34 protein-coding genes are annotated in these 25601 nt (G+C 68.3%); 5 read left to right on the top strand and 29 right to left on the bottom strand.

Annotation, left to right across the window (positions count from 1 at the left end; translation table 11 throughout):
• The first annotated feature begins 32 nt into the window (after positions 1–32).
• The 5 genes from VP06_RS20370 to VP06_RS20350 all read left to right on the top strand — a co-directional run bounded on the left by VP06_RS20370 (position 33) and on the right by VP06_RS20350 (position 7476).
• Entirely contained in the window at positions 33–1913 is a 1881-nt protein-coding gene (locus VP06_RS20370; protein WP_048465617.1) for a response regulator, read from the top strand.
• Between the two features lie 385 nt (positions 1914–2298).
• Positions 2299–3525, top strand: a complete 1227-nt coding sequence (locus tag VP06_RS20365) for an efflux RND transporter periplasmic adaptor subunit (RefSeq protein ID WP_048465611.1) — start codon at positions 2299–2301, stop codon at positions 3523–3525.
• Positions 3526–3569: 44 nt separating this feature from the next.
• Positions 3570–6743 (top strand): efflux RND transporter permease subunit, encoded by a 3174-nt coding sequence (locus tag VP06_RS20360; protein WP_048465610.1) that lies wholly within the window; start codon positions 3570–3572, stop codon positions 6741–6743.
• Between the two features lie 71 nt (positions 6744–6814).
• Positions 6815–7084, top strand: a complete 270-nt coding sequence (locus tag VP06_RS20355; RefSeq protein ID WP_048465609.1) for a type II toxin-antitoxin system Phd/YefM family antitoxin — start codon at positions 6815–6817, stop codon at positions 7082–7084.
• A complete protein-coding gene (locus tag VP06_RS20350) occupies positions 7081–7476 on the top strand; it encodes a type II toxin-antitoxin system VapC family toxin (RefSeq protein WP_048465608.1) in 396 nt (131 codons plus the stop codon). The genes VP06_RS20355 and VP06_RS20350 overlap by 4 nt, the downstream gene beginning before the upstream one ends.
• A 224-nt stretch (positions 7477–7700) precedes the next feature.
• On the opposite strand, the gene VP06_RS20345 is transcribed toward VP06_RS20350, so the two are convergent.
• From VP06_RS20345 to rpsJ, 29 genes are all read right to left on the bottom strand, one after another.
• Complete coding sequence (locus VP06_RS20345; RefSeq protein ID WP_082167514.1) at positions 7701–9014, bottom strand: aspartate aminotransferase type Ic; 1314 nt, start codon at positions 9012–9014, stop codon at positions 7701–7703.
• 220 nt (positions 9015–9234) lie between these two features.
• Entirely contained in the window at positions 9235–9657 is a 423-nt protein-coding gene (gene rplQ / locus VP06_RS20340) for a 50S ribosomal protein L17 (protein ID WP_048465607.1), read from the bottom strand.
• Positions 9658–9807: 150 nt separating this feature from the next.
• Positions 9808–10845 carry a DNA-directed RNA polymerase subunit alpha gene (locus VP06_RS20335; protein WP_425350933.1) on the bottom strand — a complete coding sequence of 346 codons (1038 nt, stop codon included), beginning with the start codon at positions 10843–10845 and terminating at the stop codon, positions 9808–9810.
• Positions 10846–10947: 102 nt separating this feature from the next.
• Positions 10948–11832 carry an MBL fold metallo-hydrolase gene (locus VP06_RS20330; protein ID WP_048465605.1) on the bottom strand — a complete coding sequence of 295 codons (885 nt, stop codon included), beginning with the start codon at positions 11830–11832 and terminating at the stop codon, positions 10948–10950.
• Positions 11833–11895: 63 nt separating this feature from the next.
• Complete coding sequence (gene rpsK / locus VP06_RS20325; RefSeq protein WP_015928609.1) at positions 11896–12285, bottom strand: 30S ribosomal protein S11; 390 nt, start codon at positions 12283–12285, stop codon at positions 11896–11898.
• 142 nt (positions 12286–12427) lie between these two features.
• The gene (gene rpsM, locus VP06_RS20320) at positions 12428–12796 is read right to left on the bottom strand and encodes a 30S ribosomal protein S13 (RefSeq protein ID WP_048450473.1); all 369 of its coding nucleotides are present in this window, start codon (positions 12794–12796) and stop codon (positions 12428–12430) included.
• A 216-nt stretch (positions 12797–13012) separates the two neighbouring features.
• Positions 13013–13612, bottom strand: a complete 600-nt coding sequence (locus VP06_RS20315) for an adenylate kinase (protein ID WP_048465604.1) — start codon at positions 13610–13612, stop codon at positions 13013–13015.
• A gap of 487 nt (positions 13613–14099) precedes the next feature.
• Positions 14100–15437 (bottom strand): preprotein translocase subunit SecY, encoded by a 1338-nt coding sequence (secY, locus tag VP06_RS20310; RefSeq protein WP_048465603.1) that lies wholly within the window; start codon positions 15435–15437, stop codon positions 14100–14102.
• 134 nt (positions 15438–15571) lie between these two features.
• A complete protein-coding gene (gene rplO / locus VP06_RS20305; protein WP_048465602.1) occupies positions 15572–16060 on the bottom strand; it encodes a 50S ribosomal protein L15 in 489 nt (162 codons plus the stop codon).
• 10 nt (positions 16061–16070) lie between these two features.
• A complete protein-coding gene (gene rpmD / locus VP06_RS20300) occupies positions 16071–16262 on the bottom strand; it encodes a 50S ribosomal protein L30 (RefSeq protein WP_048465601.1) in 192 nt (63 codons plus the stop codon).
• 12 nt (positions 16263–16274) lie between these two features.
• Complete coding sequence (gene rpsE / locus VP06_RS20295; protein WP_048425830.1) at positions 16275–16856, bottom strand: 30S ribosomal protein S5; 582 nt, start codon at positions 16854–16856, stop codon at positions 16275–16277.
• Between the two features lie 168 nt (positions 16857–17024).
• Entirely contained in the window at positions 17025–17387 is a 363-nt protein-coding gene (rplR, locus tag VP06_RS20290) for a 50S ribosomal protein L18 (protein ID WP_048444838.1), read from the bottom strand.
• A 9-nt stretch (positions 17388–17396) separates the two neighbouring features.
• The gene (gene rplF, locus VP06_RS20285) at positions 17397–17930 is read right to left on the bottom strand and encodes a 50S ribosomal protein L6 (protein ID WP_048465600.1); all 534 of its coding nucleotides are present in this window, start codon (positions 17928–17930) and stop codon (positions 17397–17399) included.
• 36 nt (positions 17931–17966) lie between these two features.
• Complete coding sequence (gene rpsH / locus VP06_RS20280) at positions 17967–18362, bottom strand: 30S ribosomal protein S8 (RefSeq protein WP_048465599.1); 396 nt, start codon at positions 18360–18362, stop codon at positions 17967–17969.
• Positions 18363–18378: 16 nt separating this feature from the next.
• The gene (gene rpsN, locus VP06_RS20275; RefSeq protein WP_048465598.1) at positions 18379–18684 is read right to left on the bottom strand and encodes a 30S ribosomal protein S14; all 306 of its coding nucleotides are present in this window, start codon (positions 18682–18684) and stop codon (positions 18379–18381) included.
• Between the two features lie 40 nt (positions 18685–18724).
• Positions 18725–19291, bottom strand: a complete 567-nt coding sequence (rplE, locus tag VP06_RS20270; RefSeq protein WP_048450465.1) for a 50S ribosomal protein L5 — start codon at positions 19289–19291, stop codon at positions 18725–18727.
• Positions 19284–19601: a 50S ribosomal protein L24 gene (gene rplX, locus VP06_RS20265; protein ID WP_048425824.1), complete on the bottom strand. Its 318-nt coding sequence runs from the start codon at positions 19599–19601 to the stop codon at positions 19284–19286. The genes rplE and rplX overlap by 8 nt, the downstream gene beginning before the upstream one ends.
• The gene (rplN, locus tag VP06_RS20260; protein WP_048425823.1) at positions 19601–19969 is read right to left on the bottom strand and encodes a 50S ribosomal protein L14; all 369 of its coding nucleotides are present in this window, start codon (positions 19967–19969) and stop codon (positions 19601–19603) included. The genes rplX and rplN overlap by 1 nt, the downstream gene beginning before the upstream one ends.
• 284 nt (positions 19970–20253) lie before the next feature.
• Positions 20254–20508, bottom strand: coding sequence for a 30S ribosomal protein S17 (gene rpsQ, locus VP06_RS20255; protein WP_048465597.1), 255 nt, complete (start codon positions 20506–20508; stop codon positions 20254–20256).
• A gap of 15 nt (positions 20509–20523) precedes the next feature.
• The gene (gene rpmC, locus VP06_RS20250; protein WP_048444832.1) at positions 20524–20739 is read right to left on the bottom strand and encodes a 50S ribosomal protein L29; all 216 of its coding nucleotides are present in this window, start codon (positions 20737–20739) and stop codon (positions 20524–20526) included.
• A 14-nt stretch (positions 20740–20753) separates the two neighbouring features.
• Positions 20754–21167, bottom strand: coding sequence for a 50S ribosomal protein L16 (gene rplP / locus VP06_RS20245; protein ID WP_048465596.1), 414 nt, complete (start codon positions 21165–21167; stop codon positions 20754–20756).
• A 40-nt stretch (positions 21168–21207) separates the two neighbouring features.
• Positions 21208–21939: a 30S ribosomal protein S3 gene (gene rpsC, locus VP06_RS20240; RefSeq protein ID WP_048431917.1), complete on the bottom strand. Its 732-nt coding sequence runs from the start codon at positions 21937–21939 to the stop codon at positions 21208–21210.
• 10 nt (positions 21940–21949) lie between these two features.
• Positions 21950–22333 (bottom strand): 50S ribosomal protein L22, encoded by a 384-nt coding sequence (rplV, locus tag VP06_RS20235; protein WP_048431916.1) that lies wholly within the window; start codon positions 22331–22333, stop codon positions 21950–21952.
• Position 22334: 1 nt separating this feature from the next.
• On the bottom strand, positions 22335–22613 hold the full coding sequence (rpsS, locus tag VP06_RS20230; protein ID WP_048425817.1) for a 30S ribosomal protein S19: 279 nt from the start codon (positions 22611–22613) through the stop codon (positions 22335–22337).
• A gap of 12 nt (positions 22614–22625) precedes the next feature.
• Positions 22626–23462 carry a 50S ribosomal protein L2 gene (gene rplB / locus VP06_RS20225; protein ID WP_048465595.1) on the bottom strand — a complete coding sequence of 279 codons (837 nt, stop codon included), beginning with the start codon at positions 23460–23462 and terminating at the stop codon, positions 22626–22628.
• A 26-nt stretch (positions 23463–23488) separates the two neighbouring features.
• Positions 23489–23785 (bottom strand): 50S ribosomal protein L23, encoded by a 297-nt coding sequence (locus VP06_RS20220; RefSeq protein WP_048465594.1) that lies wholly within the window; start codon positions 23783–23785, stop codon positions 23489–23491.
• On the bottom strand, positions 23782–24402 hold the full coding sequence (gene rplD, locus VP06_RS20215; protein ID WP_048465593.1) for a 50S ribosomal protein L4: 621 nt from the start codon (positions 24400–24402) through the stop codon (positions 23782–23784). Before rplD ends, VP06_RS20220 begins: the two co-directional genes overlap by 4 nt.
• Positions 24402–25142: a 50S ribosomal protein L3 gene (gene rplC, locus VP06_RS20210; protein WP_048465592.1), complete on the bottom strand. Its 741-nt coding sequence runs from the start codon at positions 25140–25142 to the stop codon at positions 24402–24404. The genes rplD and rplC overlap by 1 nt, the downstream gene beginning before the upstream one ends.
• A 51-nt stretch (positions 25143–25193) precedes the next feature.
• Complete coding sequence (gene rpsJ, locus VP06_RS20205) at positions 25194–25502, bottom strand: 30S ribosomal protein S10 (RefSeq protein ID WP_048465591.1); 309 nt, start codon at positions 25500–25502, stop codon at positions 25194–25196.
• Positions 25503–25601: the final 99 nt, after the last annotated feature.

Genomic DNA, 25601 nt, shown 5'->3' with positions numbered 1-25601 from the left:
CCATGGGCACACAGGGCGAGGCATCGGGGCCGATGGTGCGCGGCACCATCCTGGCGGTCGACGACGAGCCGGACATCCTGGTCGCCCTCGAGGATCTGTTCGAGGACGAGTACCGGGTCATCACCACCAGCCGGCCGGCCGAGGCCCTGGCGCTGATCGCCGCCGAGCCCGACATCGACGTCATCCTGTCCGACCAGCGCATGCCGGGCCTGACCGGCGACGCCCTGCTCGCCCGGGCCCGGGAGATCTCCGACGCGCAGACGATCCTGCTGACCGGCTATGCCGACATCTCGGCGGTGGTCTCGGCCCTCAACCGGGGCGGCATCACCGGCTACATCACCAAGCCCTGGGACCCGACGCTGCTGCGCAACGCGGTGCGGAGCGCCTACGAGCGCCACCGGCTCGCCCGCGACCTCGCCACCGAGCGCGCCCTGCTGCGCGGCCTCCTGGATCACGCGGGCGACGCGATCGCGTTCAAGGACAGGCAGGGCCGCTTCCTGCGCCTCAACGCCCGCATGGCGGAGCGCCTCGGCGCGCCGTCCGTCGAGGCATGCCTCGGCCGCACCGAGGCGGCGATCCTCGGCCCCGCCGCGGAGATGGCGGAGGCCGCCGACCAGGCCGCGATCGAGTCCGGCGCGCCGACCGAGACCACGGTCGCCGGTGGCACGGAGGCGGCCCAGACCTGGACCGTGACCCGGGTGCCGATCCGGGATGCGGCCGGGACGGTGGTCCATCTCGCGGTGATCGCGCGCGACATCACCGAGCAGCGCCTGCTGGAGGTGCGCCTGCGCCAAGCCGACAAGATGCAGGCGCTCGGCACCCTGGCGGGTGGCGTCGCCCACGACTTCAACAACCTGCTCACGGCGATCCTCGGCAGCCTGGAACTCGCCCTGCCGAAGGTCGCGGGCGATGCCCGCCTGTCGCGTCTGATGACCAACGCCACCCAGGCGGCGCAGCGCGGCGCGGCGCTCACCAAGCGCCTCCTCACCTTCAGCCACCGCCGCGACCTCCAGGCCCGCACCGTCGACCTGAATGCCGTGATCCGCGGCATGGACGACCTGCTCGGGCGCAGCCTGGGCGGCTTCGTGCAGGTCGAGCGTGCCTTGAGCGGCGACCTGTGGCCCGCCAAGGTCGATCCCGACCAGCTCGAACTCGCGATCCTCAACCTCTGCATCAACGGCCGCGACGCGATGCCGGAGGGGGGCGTCGTCGCCCTCTCGACCCGCAACGAGACCGTGCGCGGCAGCACCGACCCGAACCTGCAGGATCCGAACCTGAAACCCGGCGACTACGCGGTGATCGCGATCCGCGACACCGGTACCGGCATCCCGCCGGAGATCCTCGGCCGGGTGTTCGAGCCGTTCTTCACCACCAAGGGCGTCGGCCAGGGCACCGGCCTCGGCCTCGCGATGGTGTTCGGTCTCGTGCAGCAATCCGGCGGCACCATCCGCATCGACAGCGAGGTCGGGCGCGGGACCACGGTGCTGCTCTACCTGCCGCGCTCCGGCGAGGCGGTCGAGACGGCCCCGTCGCCGGCGAGCGCCCCGGCCCCGGCCCCGCGCCGGGCCCACATTCTGGTGGTCGATGACGACCCCCAGGTCCGCCACGTCACCGCCTCGTTCCTCAACGGCTTCGGCTACGACGAGGCCGAGGTGCCGAGCGGCGAGGCGGCGCTGGAGCGGCTCGCGGCGGAGCGGTTCGACCTCGTGGTCGCCGACCTGGCGATGCCCGGGATGAGCGGCCTCGACCTCGCCGAGGCGGTGCGCGAGCGCTGGCCGGCCCTGCCGTTCCTCCTGGTGACGGGGCATGCCGAGGCGGCCCGGATCCCGGCGGATTTCGCGGTGCTGGAAAAACCCTTCCCCTCCGCCGACCTGGCGGCCCGGGTGGCGGCCCTGCTCGCCCCGCAGATGTGATTATTCCTAAACGCATAGAGCACAGGTGTCCGCTCTCCCAGGCGGGCTGGAGCATTTTCCGACGAACCGGTGTCCACTTGGTCGGGAAATGCTCTATCGCATTCCCACATCTCGATCCGCGTGCGCTGTTCTGGAAGGTTGCTTTCCCCTCTCCCTATCGTTCCAGACCCCTGATCAGCGCGGCCCTGCGCAGCGTCGTCCCTGCACCTTCGTCGAGATGACGCGCGAGTGTATCGCCTGCGGCACAGTGCGCCCGGAACCGGCGTGGCCCGCGCATCATTCACGCTTGCGTCAGCAAATTAGGACAAGTACTGCCCGCGCGTTGCAGATCGGTCATCCCGTCGGGCCACTGCCCCGCGCCCACCACCGAAGAAGGGTGACGCACATGCCCCGGACGCTGAGACCGATCAGCCAAGTCGTCGTTCTGGCTGTCCTGGGCGCCGGGGCGGTCTTCGCCTATTCCACTCTGCGTCCGGGCCACCGGCAGGAGCCGATCACCGCCTTCGCGGACGTGCCGGCCCGGCCCTCCGCCGGCAAGCCCTTCACGCTCACCGCCTCCCAGCTCGCCACGGTGTCGAGCGAGCCGGTGGTCAAGCGCCAGTTCTTCGAGGAGATCGCCACCGAGGGCAAGATCGGGGTCGACGAGTACCAGGCGACGCCGGTCTTCTCGCCCTATCCCGGCCGCGTCATCGCGATCTTCGCCCGGGCCGGCGACCAGGTGAAGCGCGGCGACCCGCTGTTCTCGGTCCAGGCCAACGAGATGGTGCAGGCCCAGAACGATTATCTCGCCGCCCTCAACGTGCTGAACAAGAGCCGCTCGCAGCTCACCTTCGCGCAGGCCGCCGAGAAGCGCCAGCGCGACCTGTTCGAGACCCGCACCACCACCCTGCGCGAGTTGCAGACCGCGCAGAACGACCTCACCTCCGCCACCAACGACAACCGCACCGCCGAGGTCGGGCTGGAAGCCGCTCGCAACCGCCTGCGCATCCTCGGCTTGCGTGACGAGGACATGGCCGCCCTCCAGAAGGGTTCGGCGATCAATCCCAACACCCCGATCAACGCACCGCTCAGCGGCACCATCATCCAGCGCAAGATCGGCCCTGGCCAGTATGTCGGGTCGAGCGGCGAGCCGTCCTACATCATCGGCGACCTGTCGAAGGTCTGGCTCATCGCGCAGCTCCGCGAGGCCGATGCCGCCAAGGTCGAGATGGACGAGAAGGTCACCTTCCGGGTGCCGGCCCATCCGGAGCGCACCTTCGAGGGCCGGATCAACTTCATCGGCACCTCGGTCGATCCGGTGACGCGGCGCATCACCGTGCGGGCCGAGATCAACAACAAGCAGGGTCTGCTCAAGCCCGAGATGTACGCGAGCGTGCGGATCATCAACGAGCGCGAGAGCCTGTCCCACGCCGTGCCCCGCGCCGCCGTGATCCTGGAGGGCAACAAGGCCAGCGTCTGGGTGCTGAAGCCCGACAACGCGGTCGAGAACCGGCCGGTCCGGCCCGGCATCGTCGACGGCTCGACCGTCGAGATCCTCGACGGTCTGAAGGAGGGCGAGCGGGTGATCTCCCGCGGCTCGCTCTTCATCGACCGGATGTCGACCCAGAGCTGACGCCCGCCGCCTTCATCGATCCCGCCCTCTTCGGATACACGGCCATGACCGGCATCGTCGGCCTCGCCCTGCGCCAGCGCGCCCTCGTCGTCCTGGCCTTCGTGGCCCTGATGGTCGGCGGGCTGGCAGCGTTCCAGAGCCTCAACATCGAGGCTTATCCCGATCCGACCCCGCCGATGGTGAACGTCATCACCCAGGCGCCGGGCCTCTCGGGCGAGGAGATCGAGCGCTACATCACGGTGCCGATCGAGGTCATCACCTCGGGCCTGCCCGACCTCAAGCAGGTCCGCACCGTCTCGCTCTACGGCCTGTCCGACGTGAAGCTGCAATTCGGCTTCGCCAACAACTACCGCGAGGCCGAGCAGCAGGTGCTCAACCGGCTGGCCCAGCTCGACACCCTTCCGAACGGAGCAAAGCCCACCATCTCGCCGGTGAGCCCGATCGGCGAGATTTTTCGCTACAAGCTCGTCGCGCCGGAGGGCTACAGCGTCCTCGACCTGAAGACGCTTCAGGACTGGGTTCTGCGCAAGCGCTTCCGCGCCGTGCCGGGCGTCATCGACGTGATCGGCTGGGGCGGCAAGACCAAGACCTTCGAGATCGGCGTCGATCTCGACCGGCTGATGGCCCATGGACTCACCCTCTCGGGCGTGGTCAAAACCCTCAACGACAGCAACCTCAATGTCGGCGGCAACCGCATCACCCTGGGCAGCCAGTCGGCGGTGGTGCGGGGCGTCGGCCTGATTCGCTCGGTCGACGACATCGGCGAAACGGTTTTGTCGCAATCGGGCGGCGCGCCGGTCCTGGTGAAGGACGTCGCCACCATCACGATCGGCCACCAGCCGCGGCTCGGCATCGCCGGCATGAACGACGACGACGATGTCGTCCAGGGCATCGTGCTGATGCGCCGGGGCGAGCGCTCGACCCCGTCGATCGAGGCGGTGAAGGCCGAGGTCGCGAAGATCGAGGCGGCCGGCATCCTGCCGCCGGGCGTGCGGATCGAGCGGATCTACGACCGCGCCGACCTGATCGCCGTTACCACCCACACCGTGCTGCACAACATGATGGTCGGGATCCTGCTGATCCTCGTGGTGCAGTGGCTGTTCCTCGGCAACCTGAGGAGCGCCCTGATCGTCGTGGCGACGATCCCCTTCGCGCTGTTCTTCGCGGTCATCATCCTGGTGGTGCGGGGCGAATCGGCCAACCTGCTGTCGGTCGGAGCGCTGGATTTCGGCCTGATCGTCGACGGCACCGTCATCATGGTCGAGGCGATCTTCCGCCGCCTCTCGGGCCACGGCCCGCCGCTCGCGCCGGGCCTCGCCGGCGCCAAGGGCATGCCGCGCAAGCTCGGGCTGATCGCGCTCGCCTCCTCGGACGTCAGCCGCTCGATCGTGTTCGCGGCGATCATCATCGTCACCGGCTTCCTGCCGCTCTTCACCCTGTCGGGCGTCGAGGGCAACATCTTCGGGCCGATGGCCCAGACCTACGCCTATGCGCTGGCGGGCGGCCTCATCGCCACCTTCACGGTAACGCCGGTCCTTTCGGCCTACCTGCTGCCGGACCACATCCACGAGGTCGAGACGCTCCTGGTCCGCACCCTCGACCGGCTGTACCGGCCGGTGGTCCGGGCGGCGCTCGCTCACCGCACCCTGACGCTGGGCCTCGCCGGCCTCATCGCCCTCGGCGTGGCGGTGGAGGGACGCAATCTCGGCCTCGAATTCCTGCCGAAGCTCGAAGAAGGCAATCTCTGGATCCGCGCCACCATGCCGGCGACGATCTCGCTGGAAGAGGGCAACCTCTACGTCAACCGGATCCGCCGGGTGATCGCCGAGGTGCCGGAGGTCGAGCGGGTGGTCTCGCAGCACGGCCGGCCCGACGACGGCACCGATGCCGCCGGCTTCTTCAACGGCGAGTTCTTCGCGCCCCTGAAGCCCGCCGAGCAGTGGCGCGAGGGCATGAGCAAGGACGCGATGACCGGCGCCCTGCTGGAGCGGCTGCGGACCGAGTTCCCGGGCGTCGAGTTCAACCTGTCGCAATACCTCCAGGACAACGTCGCCGAGGCGGTGTCGGGCATCAAGGGCGAGAACTCGTTCAAGGTGTTCGGGCCCGACCTCCAGACCCTCACCGACGTCGCGCGGCAGGTCGAGGCGGTGTTGAAGCGGGTGCCCGGCGTCACCGATCTCGGCGTCTTCACCTCGCTCGGCCAGCCGACGGTGCAGATCAACGTCGACCGCACGCGCGCCGCCCGCTACGGCCTCACCCCGGGCGACATCAACACCACGGTCCGCACCGCGATCGGCGGCGATGCGGCGGGCGAACTCTACGACACCGGCAGCGAGCGCCACTACCCGATCGTCGTGCGCCTCGCCTCGCAATACCGCCAGAGCGTCCGCGCCATCCGCGAGCTGCGCATCGCCGGGCAGACCCAGAGCGGCGGCACCGTCCAGATCCCGCTGAATGCCGTCGCCGATGTCGAGCTGGTCTCGGGGCCCGCCTACATCTACCGCGAGGGCCAGGAGCGCTACCTGCCGGTGAAGTTCAGCGTGCGCGACCGCGACCTCGGCAGCACCATCATCGAGGCCCGCGAGCGCGTGGCCCAGGAGGTGAAGCTGCCGCCGGACTACCGGCTGGAGCTGGTCGGCGAGTTCAACAACATGCAGGGGGCGCTGGCCCGCCTCTCGGTCACGGTGCCGCTGGCGATCCTGCTGATCGCGGTGCTGCTCTTCGTCAATTTCGGCTCGGTGATCGACACGCTGCTGGCGCTCTCCGTGATCCCGATGGCGGTGGCGGGCGGCGTCGTGGCGCTCGCCGTCACCGAGACGCCGTTCTCGGTCTCGGCGGCGATCGGCTTCATCGCTTTGCTCGGGATCGCGGTGATGGACGGCATCATCGTGCTCACCCACTACAACGCGCTGATCGCCCGCGGCGAGGCGCGGGCCGAGGCGATGCTGAAGACCTGCTATACCCAGATGCGCCCGGTGGTGATGACCTGCGTCGTCGCTGGCGTCGGCCTCCTGCCCGCCGCCTTCTCGCACGGCGTCGGCTCGCAGGTGCAGAAGCCCCTGGCGCTGGTGGTGGTCGGCGGCATGAGCCTGGCGCCGTTCCTGATCCTCATCATCCTGCCGGTGCTGATCCTGCTCTTCTCCCGCCGCCGGCCTGCGGCGGTCCACGCCCCGGCGGAGCCGGGCATGCCGGCCGCCGTCGAAGCCTCGGCCCATTGAGCGATCGACCTCGCCTGACAGAATGGACCGGCTTGTGTAAGGCTCTCCCGTGACCCAACGGGAGGACCGCCTTGGCCGACGAGGAGACGAAGGAGGGCGGTCCGGAACGGGTCGGGCTGCGCAAGGTCCAGGCGAACCTGGCCGATTATCTCGACCAGGCTCGGCAGGGCCGCACCTTCATCGTCACCTCGCAGGGCGAGCCGATCGCCGAGATCCACCCACCGAGGCCGGATGCGCGGTCCCGCCGCAGGCCAGGCGCCCTCGCCGGCCGGATCCACCTGATGGAGGAGGACGACGCCGTGGTGCCGGAGACCCGGCCCGTGCCGGGTGACGAGGCGTGAAGCTCCTCCTCGACACCCGCGCCCTCCTGTGGTGGCTGAGCGACGATCCCCGCCTCGGAGACCGGGCCCGGGACCGGATCGCGGATCCGCGCAACACGGTGTTGGTCAGCACGGCCTCGCTCTGGGAGATCGTGCTCCTGATCCGCGCCGGCCGGCTGAAGGCCGACCTCCGGCAGGTCCTGGAGGCGATTGCGGACGGGGAACTCACCCTCCTCGACCTGCGCCCGGCCCATCTCCGCAGCTTGCGCAAGCTGCCGGATCACCCGGATCCATTCGCCCATCTGCTCATCGCCCAGGCCATGAGCGAGCAGGCCGTTCTGGTATCGGACGATCCCCATCTGTCGCGGGCGATGATGCGGTTCATCCCCTGCACGGGCCCGTCCGCGGATTGAACCGCGCTTCCAGCCGGACGTGACCGGGGAGACCCCGCCCCCGCGGGAGCGGGGTGATCCGGCGCCACGGCTGCCTGGACGGACCCGACGTGGCTGGACGGGAGGACATTTTTACCAACGGCCCAAGATGCCGACGCATCGATTCGATCTCGGGCAGGCCCGAGATCGACGCGGCCGTTGACCGATCTCTCGTTTTCGACATCAAGCCAAAGGCTTGGCGACAATTACAGAACGGAACCAGAGGTCGTTTCCAACGACCGTTGGTATGGCGCCGCCACCCGCCCTGTCCCACCCGCCTCACGGCTCTCCGCCGCCGCCAGCAGCACGCAGGTCGCCACCACCTCGGCCGCGGCCTCGACCTCCGCGAGCTTCGGGTAGGACGGGGCGAGGCGCAGCAGCCGGTCCTGCGGGTCGCGGCCGTAAGGATGGGTGGCGCCGGCCGGCGTCAGCGCCAAGCCACAGGCGGCGGCGAGCTTGACCACGCGGGTGGCGCAGCCCTCCGGCACTTCGAGCAGGATGAAGTAGCCGCCTTCCGGCTCGCTCCAGCGCGCAACCCCGGTGCCGCCGAGATGACGGGCCAGAGTCTCGGTGACGGCGCGGAACTTCGGCGCCAGCAGCCGGCGATGGCCGTCCATCAGGGCGTCGAGCCCGGCCCGGTCGCGCAGGAAGCGGATGTGGCGCAACTGGTTCATCTTGTCCGGCCCGATGCTGCGCTTGCCGGCATTCGCCAGATACCAGCGGATATTGGCCTCGGAGGAGGCCAGCATCGCGAGGCCGGCGCCGGCCAGCGTCACCTTCGAGGTCGAGGCGAAGACGATCGCCCGGTCCGGGTGGCCGGCTTCGGCGCAGGCATCCAGGATGTTGCGGAGGGTGGGCCGGCGCTCGGTCAGGTGATGCAGCGCGTAGGCGTTGTCCCAGAACAGGCGGAAATCCGGCGCCCCGGTCGCCATCCGGGCGAGCCGCGCGACGGTGGCGTCGGAATAGGTCTCACCGCCGGGATTCGAATATTGCGGCACCGCCCAGAGCCCCTTCACCCGAGGATCGCGGGCCTCGCGCTCGACCACGTCCATGTCCGGCCCGTCGGCGGTCATCGGCACCGGGATCATGCCGATGCCGTAGGTCTCGCACAGGGCGAAGTGGCGATCGTAGCCCGGCACCGGGCAGAGGAAGCGGATCTCCTCGTCCTTCGACCACGGCCGGGCCCCGCCGGGGACCCCCTTGAGCAGCGCGTAGACGATGCAATCATGCATCAGCGCGAGGCTCGAATTGTTGCCGACGACGATCCGCTCCGGCGGGGCGCCGAGCACCGGGGCGAACAGGGCCCGCACCTCGGCGAGGCCCTGGACGCCGCCGTAATTGCGGACGTCCTCGCCGGCGTCGGAGCGGTGGTCGCGGTTACCCGGCAGGGTCGAGAGCCCCTCCGACAGGTCGAGCTGCTCGGGCGACGGCTTGCCGCGGGTCATGTCGAGCGTGAGACCGCGCTCCTGCCATGCGGCGTAGCGGGCCTGGAGGTCGGCGAGCGGAGGAATGACGGTCATCGGACAGTTCGCTGGTGGACGTGAAGCACGTCACCTTTGCGCCTCCCGCCCGCCGGAATCCAGCCCTTCGCCGACAGGCCGGACCCGCCGCGGGATCGCCCTTGCCGGCCTGCTCGCTTCGATACGCCGGTGCGGTCAGGCGATTCTGCGTCGTCCCGTGCAAAAACAAAGGCGGTCCGCAAGGACCGCCTTCGATAGCATCGCGAGGGTGGAAAGCGGATTACTCCGCCGAGGTCTCGTCGGCGACCTGGACCGGGCCGGAATCCCTGCCGCGGGCATCGACGTCGCGATCGACGAACTCGATCACCGCCATCGCGGCATTGTCACCGTAGCGGAAGCCCGCCTTCATGATGCGGCAATAGCCGCCCGGGCGGCCGGCATAGCGGGGCCCAAGCACGTCGAACAGCTTCTTGACCATCACCTCGTCGCCGCGCAAAGCCGCGATCGCCTGACGGCGGGCGTGCAGGTCGCCGCGCTTGCCCAGCGTGATCAGCTTCTCGACCACGGGACGCAGGTCCTTGGCCTTCGGCAGGGTGGTGATGATCTGCTCGTGCTTGATCAGCGCGGCCGACATGTTCGAGAACATCGCCTTGCGATGCTCGACGGTGCGGTTGAAGCGCCGACCCCGGAAACCGTGACGCATGGCTCTCTCCTATTGGTTCTCGGCCGCCGTGCCACGGGTCGGCCGTCCTTTGTGGTGCGAGGGCGGGGAACGCCACTCCCGATGCGCCGCGCGGGCCGGCGCATCGGGAGTGGCGGCGCGGGACGTCACGCCCCGCGCCGCGAGACCGGCTCAGTAATGCTCCTCGAAGCGCTTGGCCAGGTCCTCGATGTTCTCCGGCGGCCAGCCGGGCACGTCCATGCCGAGGTGCAGGCCCATCGCGGCCAGCACTTCCTTGATCTCGTTGAGCGACTTGCGGCCGAAGTTCGGGGTGCGCAGCATCTCCGCTTCGGTCTTCTGGATGAGATCGCCGATATAGACGATGTTGTCGTTCTTGAGGCAGTTGGCCGAACGGACCGACAGTTCCAGCTCGTCGACCTTCTTGAGCAGGGCCGGGTTGAAGGGCAGCTGCGGCGCCAGCGGCGCGGCCTCTTCCTTGCGGGGCTCCTCGAAGTTGACGAAGATCTGGAGCTGATCCTGGATGATGCGGGCGGCATAAGCCAGCGCATCCTCGGGCGAGACCGCGCCGTTGGTCTCGACCGTCATGGTCAGCTTGTCCTTGTCGAGATCCTGGCCCTCGCGGGTGTTCTCGATGCGGTAGGACACCTTGGTGACCGGCGAGAACAACGCGTCGACCGGGATCAGGCCGATCGGCGCATCCTCGGGCCGGTTGCGCTCGGCCGGGACGTAGCCCTTGCCGGCCGACACGGTGAACTCCATGCGGATCTCGGCCCCGTCGTCCAGGGTGCAGAGCACCAGGTCGGGGTTGAGGATCTGCACGTCGCCGATGGTGGCGATGTCGCCCGCCGTGACCAGGCCCGGGCCGGTCTTGCGCAGGGTCATGCGCTTCGGGGTATCGCTCGACGAGCGGATCGCGATCGTCTTGATGTTCAGGACGATGTCGGTGACGTCCTCGCGCACGCCCGGGATCGACGAGAACTCGTGCAGGACGCCGTCGATATGGACCGAGGTGACGGCCGCCCCCTGGAGCGACGAGAGGAGCACCCGGCGCAAGGAATTGCCGAGGGTGGTGCCGAAGCCGCGCTCCAGCGGCTCGGCCACGACGGTGGCGATCCGCTTCGGGTCGTGTCCGGGGATGACCTCGAGCTTGTTCGGCTTGATCAGCTCTTGCCAGTTCTTCTGAATGACCACGTTCGCACCTCTCGCCAACTTACACAGGGGACCGCCTTGAAAGGGCCCTCCCCTCGCGGTCCCTCCCGCGCCCGGGTGACACCGCCGTCCTGATCTCTCACACGGTCGAAGCAGGGGCGGTCAGGACGCCGCGCTCCACTGCTCCGGGACCCAGGCGAAGCCGGCGCCGTCGCGCCGGACCGAGCCGAGGGCCGGAAACTCGAGATGCATCCCGGCGACCAGGCTGCGCTCCGCCGCCGCCCGATCGAGGATGCGCTTGCGCGTGGCCACCGCCATCGCGCCGTCCACGTCGAAGGACAGGAACGCCTCCGGCCGGGCGAACTGGATCGCCGGCAGGTGCACCACGTCGCCCCAGATCAGCAGGCTCCTGTCGCCCGACTGGACCCGGTAGGCGGTGTGGCCCGGCGTATGGCCGGGCGCCAGGATCGCCTCGACGCCTGGCAGCACCTCGCCTTCGCCGGCCCGGCGGATCCGGTCGCCGTAAGCCGCGACGAGCGCGTGGGCACGGCGGAAGCCGGCCTTCGCCCCATCCGGCGCCCGCCCCTCGGCCCCCTCGGCCAGCCAGTAGGCGGCCTCGGCCTCCGGGATCACCACCTCGGCCGTCGGGTAGAGGGCTGCGCCGTCCGGTCCCATCAATCCGCCGACATGGTCGGAATGCAGGTGGGTCACCAGCACGGCGCCGATCGAGCCCGGCTCCACGCCGCAGGCCCGGAGCGCCGTCATCAGATGCCCGACCGAGGCAGGCCCACCCGCGCCCATCCCGGCATCGATCAGAACCGGAGCCGGTCCGCCGAGGATCAGGAAGGCATTGACGGTGATCCGCGGTGCATCCGGCGAGCGGAGCCCCTCGACCTGGAGCCTTGCGGCCTCCTCGGAGGGGATGCCCTGCACCAGCCCGATCGAGGCGTCGATGTGACCGTCATTGAGGGCGACCACAACGCGATCGCCCAGCGTCCAGGGGAGGACGCCGGGCCGGACGAGGTCGGCTGTGGACGATGTCGACACGCAATCCTCTTCGCGGGCCGTCGGCCGGGAAGCCTCTGGCAAAGCCTCCCGGCTGGTGGACGATCAGACGCGGCGGCGCTTGCGCGGGCGGCAGCCGTTATGCGGGATCGGGGTCACGTCGCGGATCGACGTCACCGTGAAACCCGCCGCTTGGAGCGCGCGCAGGGCCGACTCACGACCCGAACCGGGGCCCGAGACCTCGACCTCGAGGGTCCGCATGCCATGCTCGGCGGCCTTGCGGCCGGCATCCTCGGCCGCGACCTGGGCGGCATAGGGGGTCGACTTGCGGGAGCCCTTGAAGCCCATGGCGCCGGCCGACGACCACGAGATCGTGTTGCCCTGGGCGTCCGTGATGGTGATCATCGTGTTGTTGAACGAGGCGTTCACGTGGGCGACGCCCGACACGATGTTCTTGCGTTCGCGACGACGGACGCGAGTTGCTTCCTTGGCCATACTGTCTTTCGATCCTTCAGGCGCGCCCGTGGTGCCAGGCGCTCGGGACGTCTCTCACGAGGAACGGTGACGGCGCTCGCGCGCCGCCGGTGTCGGGCGGAACCGAACGGACGGTCCCGCCGATCATCGTACCAATCGCGGCTTACTTCTTCTTGCCGGCGATCGGCTTCGCCTTGCCCTTGCGGGTGCGGGCGTTGGTGTGGGTGCGCTGGCCGCGGACCGGCAGGTTGCGGCGGTGGCGCAGGCCGCGGTAGCAGCCGAGATCCATCAGGCGCTTGATGTTCATCGCGACTTCGCGGCGCAGGTCGCCTTCGACGACGTAGTCGCGGTCGATCGTCTCGCGGATCTGGAGCACCTCGGCGTCGGTGAGCTGGTTCACGCGACGCTCGGCCGGGATGCCGACCTTCTCGGTGATCTCCTCGGCCTTCTTGGCACCGATGCCGTGGATGTACTGGAGCGCGATGACGACACGCTTGTTGGTCGGGATGTTAACGCCGGCAATACGGGCCATGGTGTTCCTGCTCTCCATCGCGTCCAGGGCAGCGGGCCCGGACGGCTGTTCTTCTGGTCACGCGCGCGTCCGGTGGAGTCCGGCCCCTGCGCGCCCGTCGTCCGGACGACAAATCGGCCCGGAGCGGCCTCCAGAGAGGCACGCCGGGCCGTCCGGGTCTGAACGAAGGAGCGCCCACTAGCGCGGGCGCGAACCGTTGTCAACTCGTGACGCGCGTCACGCGGATACGGCCTGGAACGGGGCGAGCAGCGTCTCGAGCTGCGTCGTCACCTCGTCGATCGGCGCCATGCCGTCGACCTGACGCAGAAGCCCGGTGCCGGCATAATGCGCCGAGAGCGGCGCGGTCTGGGTGCGGTAGGCTTCAAGCCGGGTCTTGAACACCTCCGGCGTGTCGTCCTTGCGCACCGGCTCGCCGCGGGCCGCGGTCTCGGCGGCGCGCTTGGCGATGCGCCCGACGAGGGCATCCTCGTCGACCTTGAACTCGATCACCGCGTCGAGGCGCAGCCCCTTCTCCGACAGCATCGTCTCCAAGGCGATGGCCTGGGCCACCGTGCGGGGGAAGCCGTCGAGGATGAAGCCGCTGCGGGCATCCTTCTCGTCGATCCGGTCGGCGACGATGCCGATCACGATCTCGTCGGAGACGAGCGCGCCACTCTCCATCAGGGCCTTGGCCTTGAGGCCGACCGGGGTACCGGCCGCCACAGCGGCCCGCAGCATGTCGCCGGTCGAGAGCTGCGGGATTCCGAACCGCTCGACGATCCGCGCCGATTGAGTCCCCTTCCCGGCGCCGGGCGGGCCGAGCAGAATGATCCGCATAACCTGTCACTCCCCTCCACCGCGTTCCGCACGGGATCCGTCCCCCCGGCGCGCGGCCTGTCTGCTTGTTCTAAACCGAGATCCGCTCCGGCCGTATCCGACCATGCGCTAAGACCCGACGACGCCAAAGCCCGACCATGCGCCAAGGGCATACCCCGGCGCAAGGGCGCCGGGGCGGTCGCATCGGGGTCCGGTCGCCGTCGCGCCCGCGCGTGTCATACGACGTCAGGCTGATCGCTTCAGGCGATCGTGTCGGATCGCATGTCGCAATGCGGAAACCGGCTTCGCTCACGTGCCGCGCGGGCTAGAGCAGCGCCCGATCACGTTGCAATCGGCCAGTGCTCTAAGCAGACTTGCGTTTGCAAGCCAACGCTTCGCCCGCTTAGGTTTTTGTTTTGCCGCAGATTTTTATCGCCGAACCGGTGATCACTTCGGCGACATCTGCTTAGCGATCCGGTCTCCGGACGTCATCTCCCGGACAACCGGGTCAGCGCCGGCGAGCGCCGCGCAGCTTCGCCTTCTTCACCAGACCCTCGTACTGGTGCGCCAGCAGATGGCCATGGACCTGCGCCACCGTGTCCATGGTCACCGAGACCACGATCAGCAGCGAGGTGCCGCCGAAATAGAACGGCAGCGACGCATACGAGACCAGGATCTCCGGGATCAGGCAGATCACCGTCAGGTAGGCGGCACCGATCACCGTGATGCGCGACAAGACCTTGTCGATGAACTCGGCGGTGCGCTCGCCCGGCCGGATGCCCGGGATGAAGCCACCATGCTTCTTCAGGTTGTCCGCCGTCTCCTGCGGATTGAACACCACCGCGGTGTAGAAGAAGGCGAAGAAGATGATCAAGGCCGCGTAGAGCAGCATGTAGAGCGGCCGGCCGTGGCCGAGATAGGTCGCCATGGTGGCGATGATGCCGGTGCCGTTCGGATCGGTCTGGAAGCTCGCCGCGGTGGCGGGCAGCAGCAGCAGCGACGAGGCGAAGATCGGCGGGATCACGCCCGAGGTGTTGAGCTTGAGCGGCAGGAACGAGGTCTGGCCCTCGTACATGCGGTTGCCGACCTGGCGCTTGGGATAGTTGATCAGGAGGCGGCGCTGGGCGCGCTCCATGAAGACGATGAAGTAGACGACCGCCGCCGCCATCACCACCACGCCGAGGATCACCACCGTCGAGAGGGCGCCCTGGCGCCCGAGTTCGAGAGTGCCGGCGATGGCCGAGGGCAGGTGGGCGACGATGCCCGCGAAGATGATGAGCGAGGAGCCGTTGCCGATGCCCCGCGAGGTGATCTGCTCGCCGATCCACATCAGGAACAGCGTGCCGCCGGTCAGCGTGATCACGGTCGAGATCAGGAAGAACGGCCCCGGATCCTGCACGATGCCGCCGGAACTCTGCAACCCGACGGCGATGCCCCAGGCCTGGAAGATCGCCAGCACCACGGTCAGGTAGCGGGTGTACTGGTTGAGAACCTTGCGGCCCGACTCGCCCTCCTTCTTCAGCGCCTCGAGCGACGGCACCACCGAGGTGAGCAGCTGCACGATGATCGACGCCGAGATGTACGGCATGATGTTGAGCGCGAAGATCGCCATGCGCTCGACGGCCCCGCCGGAGAACATGTTGAACAGGCCGAGCACGCCGCCTTGCGCGTTGGCGAAGCTCTGGCGGAGCGCGTCGGGATCGATTCCGGGCAGCGGGATGTAGGTCCCGAGCCGGTAGACGATCAGGGCGCCCAGGGTGAACCAGATCCGCTTCTTGAGCTCTTCGGCCTTGGCGATGGCGCCGAAGTTGAGGTTGGCGGCGAGCTGCTCGGCTGCAGAGGCCATGGGTGACGTGTCCTCGGGGTCGGGATCCGCGTCGGGCGCGGGTCAGGGACGCGCGAGCGTCCCCCAAAACACGAGCGGCGGCCTCGCGCTGGTCGCACGGGCCGCCGCCGATGATCGGTGACTTAAAGTGTGCCTTACGCGGATGCAACCGCGTCGTCGGCGGTGGCGAGGGACTGGGTCACCGAGCCGCCGGCCTTCTCGATCGCCTCGACCGCCGACTTCGACGCCCGGGAGACCTGGAAGGTCAGCTTGGCGGTCAGCTCGCCGACGCCGAGGATCTTCACCCCGTCGCGGGCCTTGGAGACCACGCCGGCGGCGATCAGCGCCTCGAGGGTCACGGGCGCCGAGGCGTCCAGCCTGCCGGCATCGACCGCCTGCTGGATGCGCCCGATATTGACCTCGTTGAGGTCCGTGGCGCCCGGATTGTTGAAGCCGCGCTTGGGCAGGCGACGGTGAAGCGGCATCTGGCCGCCCTCGAAGCCCTTGATGGCGACGCCGGAGCGCGCCTTCTGGCCCTTCACGCCGCGACCGGCGGTCTTGCCCTTGCCGGAGCCGATACCCCGGCCGACGCGCATCCGCTTCTTGGTGGCGCCTTCGTTGTCACGGATTTCGTTGAGCTTCATCGTGCCCTCCTCACGCCGCGTCGTCGAGAACGCGCACGAGGTGATGCACCTTCGCGATCATGCCGCGCACCGACGGATTGTCGGGCAGGACGGCGATACGGTGCATCTTGTTCAGCTTCAGGCCGACCAGCGTCTGACGCTGGCTGGCCTCGCGGCGGATCGGCGAGCCGATCTGCTGCACGCGGATGGTCTTCTCAGTCATACCGAGCCTCCCTTACGCCGCGTCGGCAGAATCGGCCGAGGCGGCCGAGTCAGCATCGCGACGGCGGGCCTGGAGGGCCGAGACCTTCAGACCGCGGCGCGCCGCGACCGAACGGGGCGAATCCTCGTTCTTGAGCGCGTCGAAGGTGGCGCGCACGAGGTTGTAGGGGTTCGAGGACCCGAGCGACTTCGCCACGACGTCCTGCATGCCCAGCGTCTCGAAGACGGCGCGCATCGGGCCGCCCGCGATGATGCCGGTACCGGCCGGGGCGGCGCGCAGGATGACCTTGCCGGCGCCGTGGCGGCCCTGCACGTCATGGTGCAGGGTGCGGCCCTCGCGGAGCGCCACGCGGACGAGACCGCGCTTGGCGGCCTCGGTGGCCTTGCGGATGGCCTCGGGCACCTCACGGGCCTTGCCGTGGCCGAAACCGACGCGACCCTTCTGGTCGCCGACGACGACGAGGGCCGCGAAGCCGAAGCGACGGCCGCCCTTCACCACCTTGGCGACGCGGTTGATGTGGACGAGCTTGTCCACGAACTCGCTGTCGCGCTCCTCGCGGTCGTCGCGGCGACGACCCTCACGCTCACGTGCCATGTGTGTTGTCCATCGACTGACGCGGGCGGCGGTCCCGCTCGCTATGTTTCGTTCCGCCGGAACGAGAGAGGGAGCCTCTCGGCCCCCTCGCCTCATGGGACACCGTAGCGATCCTGCCGGGGCGGCGCGTGAGACGCGCCCTGCCCTGCCGGGATCGGAGGTCCAGGATCAGAAGTCGAGGCCGCCCTCGCGGGCCGCATCGGCCAGGGCCTTGACCCGGCCGTGATAGAGGTAGCCCGAGCGGTCGAAGATGACCTGGGTGACCCCGGCGGCCTTGGCACGCTCCGCCACCAGCTTGCCGACCTCGGTCGCGGCGGCCTTGTCGGCCCCGGTCTTGAGGCGGGCGCGCAGGTCCTTGTCGAGGCTCGACGCCGCGGCCAGGGTGTGGCCGGTCGCGTCGTCGATGACCTGGACGTAGATCTGCTTGGAGGAGCGGAACACCGAGAGCCGCGGACGACCATTGGCCGCCTTGCGGATCGCCCGCCGGACGCGCGCGCGGCGCCGATCGAGCAGTTCGATTTTGCGAGACATCGGCGGCCCTTACTTCTTCTTGCCTTCCTTGCGGAAGATGAACTCGCCGGCGTACTTGACGCCCTTGCCCTTGTAGGGCTCGGGGCCGCGATACTCGCGGATCTCCGCCGCGACCTGGCCGACGCGCTGCTTGTCGATGCCGGTGACGACGATCTCGACCGGCTTCGGGGTGACGATCGTGATCCCCTCGGGGATCGCGTATTCGACGTCGTGGCTGTAGCCGAGCGACAGCTTGAGAACCTTGCCGGCGACCGCGGCGCGGTAACCGACGCCGTTGATCTCCAGCTTCTTCTCGTAGCCCTTGGTCACGCCCACGACCAGGTTCGACACCTGGGCACGGGAGAGGCCCCACATCGCGCGGGCCTCCTTGGTCTGGGACCTGGGCTGGACCGAGATCGCGCCGTTCTCGTGGCTCACCGACACCTGGTCGGGGACGCGGAACTGCAACTCGCCCTTCTGGCCCTTGATCTTGACGGTCTGGCCGTCGACGGTGGCGGTGACGCCGGCCGGAACGGTGACCGGCTTCTTGCCTACGCGGGACATGCTCGTCTCTCCTTTTCGGCTGTCAGGGTCCGAAGGTCAGAAGACCTTGCAGAGCACCTCGCCGCCGACGTTGCGCTCGCGCGCCTCGTGGTCGGCCATGACGCCCTGGGGGGTGGAGACGATGGTGATGCCCAGACCGTCGGCGACGCGCGGCAGGGTATCGACCGACGAATAGACCCGGCGGCCCGGCTTGGAGACGCGCTCGATCGAGCGGATCACCGGCTGGCCGTCGAAGTACTTGAGTTCGATCGCGAACTCGGTGCGCCCGTTGCCGTAATCGGTCGTGGCGTAGTCGCGGATGTAGCCTTCGGCCTTCAGCACGTCGAGGACGCGGGCCCGCAGCTTGGAGCCGGGGGTCTGCACGACGTTGCGACGACGCTGCTGGCCGTTGCGGATGCGGGTGAGCATATCGCCCACGGGATCGTTGATCATCTGTGGCGCCCTCCCCTTACCAGCTCGACTTGACCAGGCCCGGGATCAGACCCCGGGATCCCAGGTCGCGCAGGGCGACGCGGGAGATGCCGAGCTTGCGGTAGTAAGCCCGGGGACGGCCGGTCATCTCGCAGCGGTTGCGGATGCGGGTCGGGCTGGAGTTGCGGGGCAGCTCCGCCAGCTTGAGGCGCGCCTCGAAGCGCTCCTCCATCGACAGCGACTCGTCGTTGGCAGTTGCCAGCAGCGCCTCGCGCTTCGGCGCGTAGCGCTTCACGAGCTCCCGCCGCTGCTTGTTCTTCTCGATCTTGCTCGTCTTAGCCATGTCTAGCTCTCCAGTGTCCGCGTATGGGGGCTTGCCGCCCTCACTGCCGGAACGGGAAGTTGAAGTGCTTCAGGAGCGCCCGGGCCTCGGCATCGGTCTTGGCGGTGGTCGCCACGACGATGTCCATGCCCCAGGTGTTCTGCGCCTTGTCGTAGTTGATCTCGGGGAACACCAGGTGCTCCTTGATCCCGAGGGCGTAGTTGCCGCGGCCGTCGAAGGACTTCGGGTTCAGGCCGCGAAAGTCACGCACGCGCGGCAGCGCGATGGTGATCAGGCGGTCCATGAACTCGTACATGCGCTGCTTGCGCAGCGTGACCTTGCAGCCGATCGGCATGTTCTCGCGGACCTTGAAGGTCGCGATCGCCTTGCGCGCCCGGGTGATCACCGGCTTCTGGCCGACGATGAGGCCGAGATCCTCGGCCGCCACCGACGCCTTCTTGGAGTCCTGGGTCGACTCGCCGACGCCCATGTTGACGACGATCTTCTCGATCGCCGGCACCTGCATCGGGTTGGTATAGCCGAACTCCTCGATCAGCTTCGGACGCACCACTTCCTCGTAGTGCTTCTTCAGCCGCGGCGTGTAGCCGTCCTTCAGCGCCTCAGCCATCGATCAGATCTCCCGAGCGCTTCGCGAAGCGAACCTTGCGCCCGTCTTCCAGAATGCGAAAACCGACCCGGGTGGGCTTGCCGTCCTTGGGGTCGGCGACCGCGAGGTTCGACAGGTGGATCGCCGCCTCCTTGGAGATGATCCCGCCCTCGGAGGTCTGGGTCTGGCGCGTATGGCGCTTCACCAGGTTGATCCCCCGCACCAGGGCCCGATCCTCCTTCGGCATCACCTGGATGACCTCGCCGGTGCGACCCTTGTCGCGGCCGGTCAGGACGACGACCTTGTCGCCCTTCTTCACCTTCGCAGCCATTACAGCACCTCCGGCGCCAGCGAGATGATCTTCATGTGGTTGCGCGCACGCAGCTCGCGCGGCACGGGCCCGAAGATACGGGTGCCGATCGGCTCCTTCTGGTTGTTGATCAGCACCGCCGCGTTGCGGTCGAAGCGGATCACCGAACCGTCGGCCCGACGGACGTCCTTGGCGGTACGCACGACGACCGCCTTCATGACGTCGCCCTTCTTCACGCGGCCCCGCGGAATCGCCTCCTTCACCGACACCACGATGATGTCGCCGACGCCGGCATACTTGCGCTTGGAACCACCGAGTACCTTGATGCACATCACGCGACGTGCGCCGGAATTGTCGGCGACGTCCAGATTCGTCTGCATCTGGATCACGGCCTAACGCCCTTTCCTTGTTTCAGGCAGGTCTCCGGCGGGCACGATTGCCCGGCGGACGGCAGCCTGATGGGGATCTCGCGTCCCCGTCCATTAAAAGACCGCGCAGCAGGGCGATGGCTCGCCCTGGCGCGGTCAACGAACGCGATGAGGAGCGCGTCACACGCCCTTCATGTTTCGGTGGAGGCCGGCCGATTACACCGGATCGGCCTCGTTGACAAGGCGCCGGAGGCGCAAAAGGCACTCCGCCTTGCCAAGAAGGGGGATGCCGGCCGGCAATCCCCTCAGGCGTCGACGGTCGCGACGGCCTCGCCCTCGACCAGCTTCCAGGTCTTGAGCTTGGAATAGGGCCGCGACTCCTCGATGAACACCTGCTGGCCGACCTTGGCCACGTTGTTCTCGTCGTGAGCGTGGTAGTTCTTCGACCGGCGGATGGTCTTCTTCATCACCGGGTGGGTGAAGCGACGCTCCACCTTCACGACGATGGTCTTGTCCTGCTTGTCGCTGACGACGACGCCCTGCAGCACGCGCTTCGGCATGGTCTTTGAACTCCCTTAGCCCTGCGCCGCCTGCAGCGTCTTCTGGCGCTGCAAGGTGCGGACGCGGGCGATGTCGCGGCGCACTTCGCGCACCCGGGCGACGTTCTCGAGCTGACCCGTGGCCCGCTGGAAGCGCAGGTTGAACTGCTCCTTCTTCAGGTTCAGGAGCTCTTCGCCGAGCTGATCCGGCGACAGCGCGCGCAGGTCAGACAGCCTCTGGCTCGACTTCATCTCAACTATTCTCCTCAGTCGGCGATGCGCTGGATGAAGCGCGTGCGGACCGGCAGCTTGGCGGCACCCAGGCGCAACGCCTCGCGGGCGATGTCCTCGGCCACGCCGTCGATCTCGAACATGATGCGGCCCGGATGCACGCGGGCGGCCCAGTATTCGGGAGCGCCCTTGCCCGAGCCCATGCGGACCTCGGTCGGCTTCGCGGTCACGGGGACGTCGGGGAAGATCCGGATCCAGACCCGGCCCTGACGCTTCATCTCGCGGGTGATCGCGCGGCGGGCCGCCTCGATCTGACGCGCGGTGATCCGCTCCGGCTCCAGGGCCTTGAGGCCGAAGGAGCCGAAGTTCAGATCGGTCCCGCCCTTCGCGGCGCCGTGGATGCGGCCCTTGAACTGCTTGCGGAACTTCGTCTTCTTGGGTTGCAGCATGGCAGCCTCTCAAAACTGAAGGGCGGGGGAAGCGCGGCCCTCAGGCCGCGTCCCGTCCGCCGCGCTCGCCGCGCTCGCGGTCACGACGCCCGCCCGAACGGCCGCCCTCCTCGTGCGCGCGCTTGTCCTGGGCCATCGGGTCGTGCTCAAGGATCTCGCCCTTGAACACCCACACCTTGATGCCGCAGGTGCCATAGGTGGTGAAGGCCGTCGCCGTGCCGTAATCGACATCGGCGCGCAGGGTATGCAGGGGCACGCGGCCCTCGCGGTACCATTCGAGCCGGGCGATCTCGGCGCCGCCGAGACGGCCGGAGCAGTTGATGCGGATGCCCTCGGCGCCGAGACGCATCGCCGACTGCACGGCGCGCTTCATCGCGCGACGGAAGGCGACGCGGCGCTCGAGCTGCTGGGCGATCGAGTCGGCCACCAGGGTGGCGTCGATCTCGGGCTTGCGCACCTCGACGATGTTGATCGTCACGTCGGCCTTGGTCATCGAGTTGACCAGCTTACGCAGCTTCTCGATGTCCGCACCCTTCTTGCCGATCACCACGCCCGGACGGCCCGAGTGGATGGTGACGCGGCACTTCTTGTGCGGGCGCTCGATGACGATCTTGGAGACCGCGGCCTGCTTGAGCTGCTTGAGCAGCGCTTTGCGGATCGCGACGTCCTCATGCATCAGGCGAGCGTACTCGCCCTTGTTGGCGTACCAGCGCGAGTCCCAGGTCCGGTTGATGCCGAGACGGAGACCGATCGGATTGACTTTCTGACCCATCGATCCCTCCTCAGGCCGCCTCGGCCGGGACTTCGCGCACCACGATGGTGAGGTTCGCGAACGGCTTCAGGATGCGGGCGCCACGGCCGCGGGCGCGGGCGTGGAAGCGCTTGAGAACCAGCGCCTTGCCGACATAAGCCTCCTTCACGACGAGATCGTCCACGTCCAGGTCGTGGTTGTTCTCGGCGTTGGCGATCGCGCTCTCGAGGCACTTGCGCACGTCGACGGCGATCCGCTTGCGCGAGAACTGGAGGTCGGCGAGCGCGGTCGAGACCTTCTTGCCGCGGATGAGCTGAGCCACGAGGTTCAGCTTCTGCGGGCTGACGCGCAGCATGCGCGCCACGGCCTTGGCCTCGTTCTCGGGGAGCGCGCGGGGTGCTGCTGCCTTGCCCATCTTAGCGCCTCTTCGCCTTCTTGTCGGCCGCGTGACCGTGGAAGGTGCGGGTCGGCGAGAACTCGCCGAACTTGTGACCGACCATTTCCTCGGAGACGTAGACCGGAATGTGCTTCTGCCCGTTGTAGACCCCGAAGGTCAGACCAACGAAATGCGGAAGGATCGTGGAGCGACGGCTCCAGATCTTGATCACCTCGTTGCGGCTCGCGCCGCGCGCGGCGTCCGCCTTCTTGAGGAGGTAGCCGTCGATGAACGGCCCCTTCCAGATTGAACGTGCCATGGGACGACGCCCTTACTTCTTGCGGTTGTGGCGGCTCGACACGATGAACGTGTCGGTGCGCTTGTTCGAGCGGGTCTTCTTGCCCTTGGTGGGGATACCCCACGGGGTGACCGGATGACGACCGCCCGAGGTGCGACCCTCGCCGCCGCCGTGCGGGTGGTCGATCGGGTTCATGGCGACGCCGCGGTTATGCGGACGCTTGCCGAGCCAGCGGTTGCGACCGGCCTTGCCGAGCGAGATGTTCATGTGGTCGGGGTTCGAGACCGCGCCCACCGTGGCGTAGCACTGGCCGTGCACCAGGCGCTGCTCGCCCGAATTGAGGCGCAGCGTGACGTAGCCCTGGTCGCGGCCGACGATCTGGGCATAGTTGCCCGCCGACCGGGCGATCGCCCCGCCCTTGCCGATCTTCAGCTCGACATTGTGCACGATCGTGCCGACCGGCATGCTGCCGAGCGGCATGGCGTTGCCGGGCTTGATGTCGACCGACTCGCCCGACACCACCTTGTCGCCCGCCTTCACCCGCTGCGGCGCCAGGATGTAGCTCTGCGCTCCACCCTCGTAAGTCACCAGCGCGATGAACGCCGTGCGGTTCGGATCGTACTCGATCCGCTCGACGGTGCCGACCTTGCCGGCGTGCTCACGCCGCTTGAAGTCGATGGTGCGCAGCGTCCGCTTGTGGCCGCCGCCCCGGAACCGCACGGTGACGCGGCCGAGGTTGTTGCGGCCGCCGGTGGACGACTTGCCCACCGTCAGCGACTTGACCGGCTTGCCCTTGTAGAGCTCCGAACGGTCCACGATCACGAGCTGGCGAAGGCTCGGCGTGACCGGCTTGAATGTCTTCAAAGCCATTGGCTTGTTCCCTTACGCCGTTCCCCTCAGAGCCCGGTCGTGACGTCGATGGTCTGGCCCTCTTCGAGGGTGACGATCGCCTTCTTCACGTCCGAGCGCTGGCCGCGCTGACCGCGGAACATCTTGGTCTTGCCCTTGGTGATGAGCGTGTTGACGCTCTTCACCTTGACCTCGAACAGCTTCTCCACCGCTTCCTTGATCTGCGGCTTGGTCGCCTTCGGGGCCACCCGGAACACAACCTTGTTGAGTTCCGAGAGGTTGGTCGCCTTCTCGGTGATGACCGGGGAGACGATCACGTCGTAGTGGCGCGGATCAGCGCTCATTTGAATCGCGCCTCCAGCGCATCGACGGCGGCGCGGGTCAGTACGAGCTTCTCGCGGCGCAGGATGTCGTAGACGTTAATGCCCTGCACCGGCAGGACGTCGATCTGCGGCAGGTTGCGGGCCGCACGAGCGAAGTTCTGGTCGAGCTCGGCGCCGCCGATGATCAGGGCGTTCGAGAGCGACAGCTTGCCGAAACGCTCCTTGAGCGCCTTGGTCTTGCCCTCCTCGAGGCGGGCATCGTCCATGACGATCAGCTCGGCGCTCTTGACCTTGGCCGAGAGAGCGTGGCGGAGCGCCAGCGCCCGGACCTTCTTGGGCAGGTCGTGGGCGTGCGAGCGGGTGACCGGGCCGTGGGCGCGAGCGCCGCCGCGGAACTGCGGGGCGGATGCCGCGCCGTGCCGGGCATTACCGGTGCCCTTCTGCTTGTACAGCTTCTTGGTCGTGCGGGCGATCTCGCCGCGCTGCTTGGTCTGGTGCGTGCCAGCCTGGCGCTTGGCGAGCTGCCAGCGGACGCAGCGCTGGAGCAGGTCGGCGCGGGGCTCGAGGCCGAAGATGGCCTCGTCCAGCTCGACCGAGCCGGCCTCGGCGCCGTCGAGCGTGGTGATCTCGAACTTCATCACGCATTCTCCTCGGTGGCCGGAGCCGCAGGCGCCTCGACCTGGCCCTCCGCCGGAGCGGCAGCCTGCTCGCGGAACTTGCCCGGCATCGGCACATCGGCCGGAAGCTTGCGCTTCACGGCGTCGCGGACGTAGATCCAGCCGCCATCGACGCCCGGGACCGAGCCCTCGACCAGGATCAGGCCGCGCTCGACATCGGTGCGCACGACGCGCAGGTTCTGGGTCGTGACCCGCTCGACGCCGAGATGGCCCGGCATCTTCTTGTTCTTGAAGGTCTTGCCCGGATCCTGACGGCCGCCGGTCGAACCGATCGACCGGTGCGAGATCGACACGCCGTGGGTGGCGCGCAGGCCGCCGAAGTTCCAGCGCTTCATGCCGCCGGCGAAGCCCTTACCGGTGGTCGTGCCCGTCACATCGACGAACTGACCGGCCAGGAAGTGGTCCGCGGTGATCTCGGCCCCGACCGGGATCATCGCGTCCTCGCTGACGCGGAACTCGGCCAGCTTGCGCTTCGGCTCGACCTTCGCAACCGCGAAATGACCGCGCTGGGCCTTGGTGACGTTCTTGACCTTGGCCTTGCCGACACCCACCTGGAGCGCGACGTAACCGTTCTTCTCGATCGTGCGGTGGGCCACCACCTGGCACTGATCGACCTTGAGCACCGTGACCGGAACATGCTCGCCGGCGTCCGTGAAGACGCGGGTCATGCCGACCTTCTGTGCGATGACTCCTGAGCGCATGGTTCTCCCCCGCGCAGCCTAGTGAAGCTCCAAGCGATCCCTGAGGACCGCCTAGAGCTTGATCTCCACGTCGACGCCAGCGGCGAGGTCGAGCTTCATCAGCGCGTCCACGGTCTGGGGCGTCGGATCGACGATGTCGAGCACGCGCTTATGGGTGCGCATCTCGAACTGCTCGCGCGACTTCTTGTCGATGTGGGGCGAGCGGTTGACGGTGAAGCGCTCGATCCGGGTCGGCAGCGGGATCGGCCCGCGGACCGTGGCGCCGGTCCGCTTCGCCGTCGAGACGATCTCGCGGGTCGACGAATCCAGGATGCGATGATCGAACGCCTTCAGGCGAATACGGATGTTCTGGCCGTTCATGTGATGTCTACCTCGCGACGGGATAGGGCGGGCACGAGGCCCGCCCCGTCACCTGTCCGCTCGTGGAAGCGCCGGAACGCTTACTCGGTGATGGAGGCG

Origin of the sequence: Methylobacterium aquaticum (assembly GCF_001043915.1) — a bacterium.
Classification (GTDB): domain Bacteria; phylum Pseudomonadota; class Alphaproteobacteria; order Rhizobiales; family Beijerinckiaceae; genus Methylobacterium; species Methylobacterium aquaticum.
This window is presented reverse-complemented; position numbering and strand designations above follow the sequence as displayed.

Bases quoted from the DNA above. Each gene is read 5' to 3' on its own strand.
- VP06_RS20370 (WP_048465617.1), top strand. From the start codon at position 33: ATGGTGCGCGGCACCATCCTGGCGGTCGACGACGAGCCGGACATCCTG.
- VP06_RS20365 (WP_048465611.1), top strand. From the start codon at position 2,299: ATGCCCCGGACGCTGAGACCGATCAGCCAAGTCGTCGTTCTGGCTGTC.
- VP06_RS20360 (WP_048465610.1), top strand. From the start codon at position 3,570: ATGACCGGCATCGTCGGCCTCGCCCTGCGCCAGCGCGCCCTCGTCGTC.
- VP06_RS20345 (WP_082167514.1), bottom strand. From the start codon at position 9,014: ATGACCGTCATTCCTCCGCTCGCCGACCTCCAGGCCCGCTACGCCGCA.
- rplQ (WP_048465607.1), bottom strand. From the start codon at position 9,657: ATGCGTCACGGTTTCCGGGGTCGGCGCTTCAACCGCACCGTCGAGCAT.
- rpsK (WP_015928609.1), bottom strand. From the start codon at position 12,285: ATGGCCAAGGAAGCAACTCGCGTCCGTCGTCGCGAACGCAAGAACATC.
- rpsM (WP_048450473.1), bottom strand. From the start codon at position 12,796: ATGGCCCGTATTGCCGGCGTTAACATCCCGACCAACAAGCGTGTCGTC.
- VP06_RS20315 (WP_048465604.1), bottom strand. From the start codon at position 13,612: ATGCGGATCATTCTGCTCGGCCCGCCCGGCGCCGGGAAGGGGACTCAA.
- secY (WP_048465603.1), bottom strand. From the start codon at position 15,437: ATGGCCTCTGCAGCCGAGCAGCTCGCCGCCAACCTCAACTTCGGCGCC.
- rplO (WP_048465602.1), bottom strand. From the start codon at position 16,060: ATGAAGCTCAACGAAATCCGTGACAACGAAGGCGCCACCAAGAAGCGG.
- rpmD (WP_048465601.1), bottom strand. From the start codon at position 16,262: ATGACTGAGAAGACCATCCGCGTGCAGCAGATCGGCTCGCCGATCCGC.
- rpsE (WP_048425830.1), bottom strand. From the start codon at position 16,856: ATGGCACGTGAGCGTGAGGGTCGTCGCCGCGACGACCGCGAGGAGCGC.
- rplR (WP_048444838.1), bottom strand. From the start codon at position 17,387: ATGTCTCGCAAAATCGAACTGCTCGATCGGCGCCGCGCGCGCGTCCGG.
- rplF (WP_048465600.1), bottom strand. From the start codon at position 17,930: ATGTCCCGCGTAGGCAAGAAGCCGGTCACCGTTCCGGCCGGCGTCACC.
- rpsH (WP_048465599.1), bottom strand. From the start codon at position 18,362: ATGATCAACGATCCCGTGGGCGATATGCTCACCCGCATCCGCAACGGC.
- rpsN (WP_048465598.1), bottom strand. From the start codon at position 18,684: ATGGCTAAGACGAGCAAGATCGAGAAGAACAAGCAGCGGCGGGAGCTC.
- rplE (WP_048450465.1), bottom strand. From the start codon at position 19,291: ATGGCTGAGGCGCTGAAGGACGGCTACACGCCGCGGCTGAAGAAGCAC.
- rplX (WP_048425824.1), bottom strand. From the start codon at position 19,601: ATGGCTGCGAAGGTGAAGAAGGGCGACAAGGTCGTCGTCCTGACCGGC.
- rpsQ (WP_048465597.1), bottom strand. From the start codon at position 20,508: ATGCCGAAGCGCGTGCTGCAGGGCGTCGTCGTCAGCGACAAGCAGGAC.
- rpmC (WP_048444832.1), bottom strand. From the start codon at position 20,739: ATGAAGTCGAGCCAGAGGCTGTCTGACCTGCGCGCGCTGTCGCCGGAT.
- rplP (WP_048465596.1), bottom strand. From the start codon at position 21,167: ATGCTGCAACCCAAGAAGACGAAGTTCCGCAAGCAGTTCAAGGGCCGC.
- rpsC (WP_048431917.1), bottom strand. From the start codon at position 21,939: ATGGGTCAGAAAGTCAATCCGATCGGTCTCCGTCTCGGCATCAACCGG.
- rplV (WP_048431916.1), bottom strand. From the start codon at position 22,333: ATGGGCAAGGCAGCAGCACCCCGCGCGCTCCCCGAGAACGAGGCCAAG.
- rpsS (WP_048425817.1), bottom strand. From the start codon at position 22,613: ATGGCACGTTCAATCTGGAAGGGGCCGTTCATCGACGGCTACCTCCTC.
- rplB (WP_048465595.1), bottom strand. From the start codon at position 23,462: ATGGCTTTGAAGACATTCAAGCCGGTCACGCCGAGCCTTCGCCAGCTC.
- VP06_RS20220 (WP_048465594.1), bottom strand. From the start codon at position 23,785: ATGAGCGCTGATCCGCGCCACTACGACGTGATCGTCTCCCCGGTCATC.
- rplD (WP_048465593.1), bottom strand. From the start codon at position 24,402: ATGAAGTTCGAGATCACCACGCTCGACGGCGCCGAGGCCGGCTCGGTC.
- rplC (WP_048465592.1), bottom strand. From the start codon at position 25,142: ATGCGCTCAGGAGTCATCGCACAGAAGGTCGGCATGACCCGCGTCTTC.
- rpsJ (WP_048465591.1), bottom strand. From the start codon at position 25,502: ATGAACGGCCAGAACATCCGTATTCGCCTGAAGGCGTTCGATCATCGC.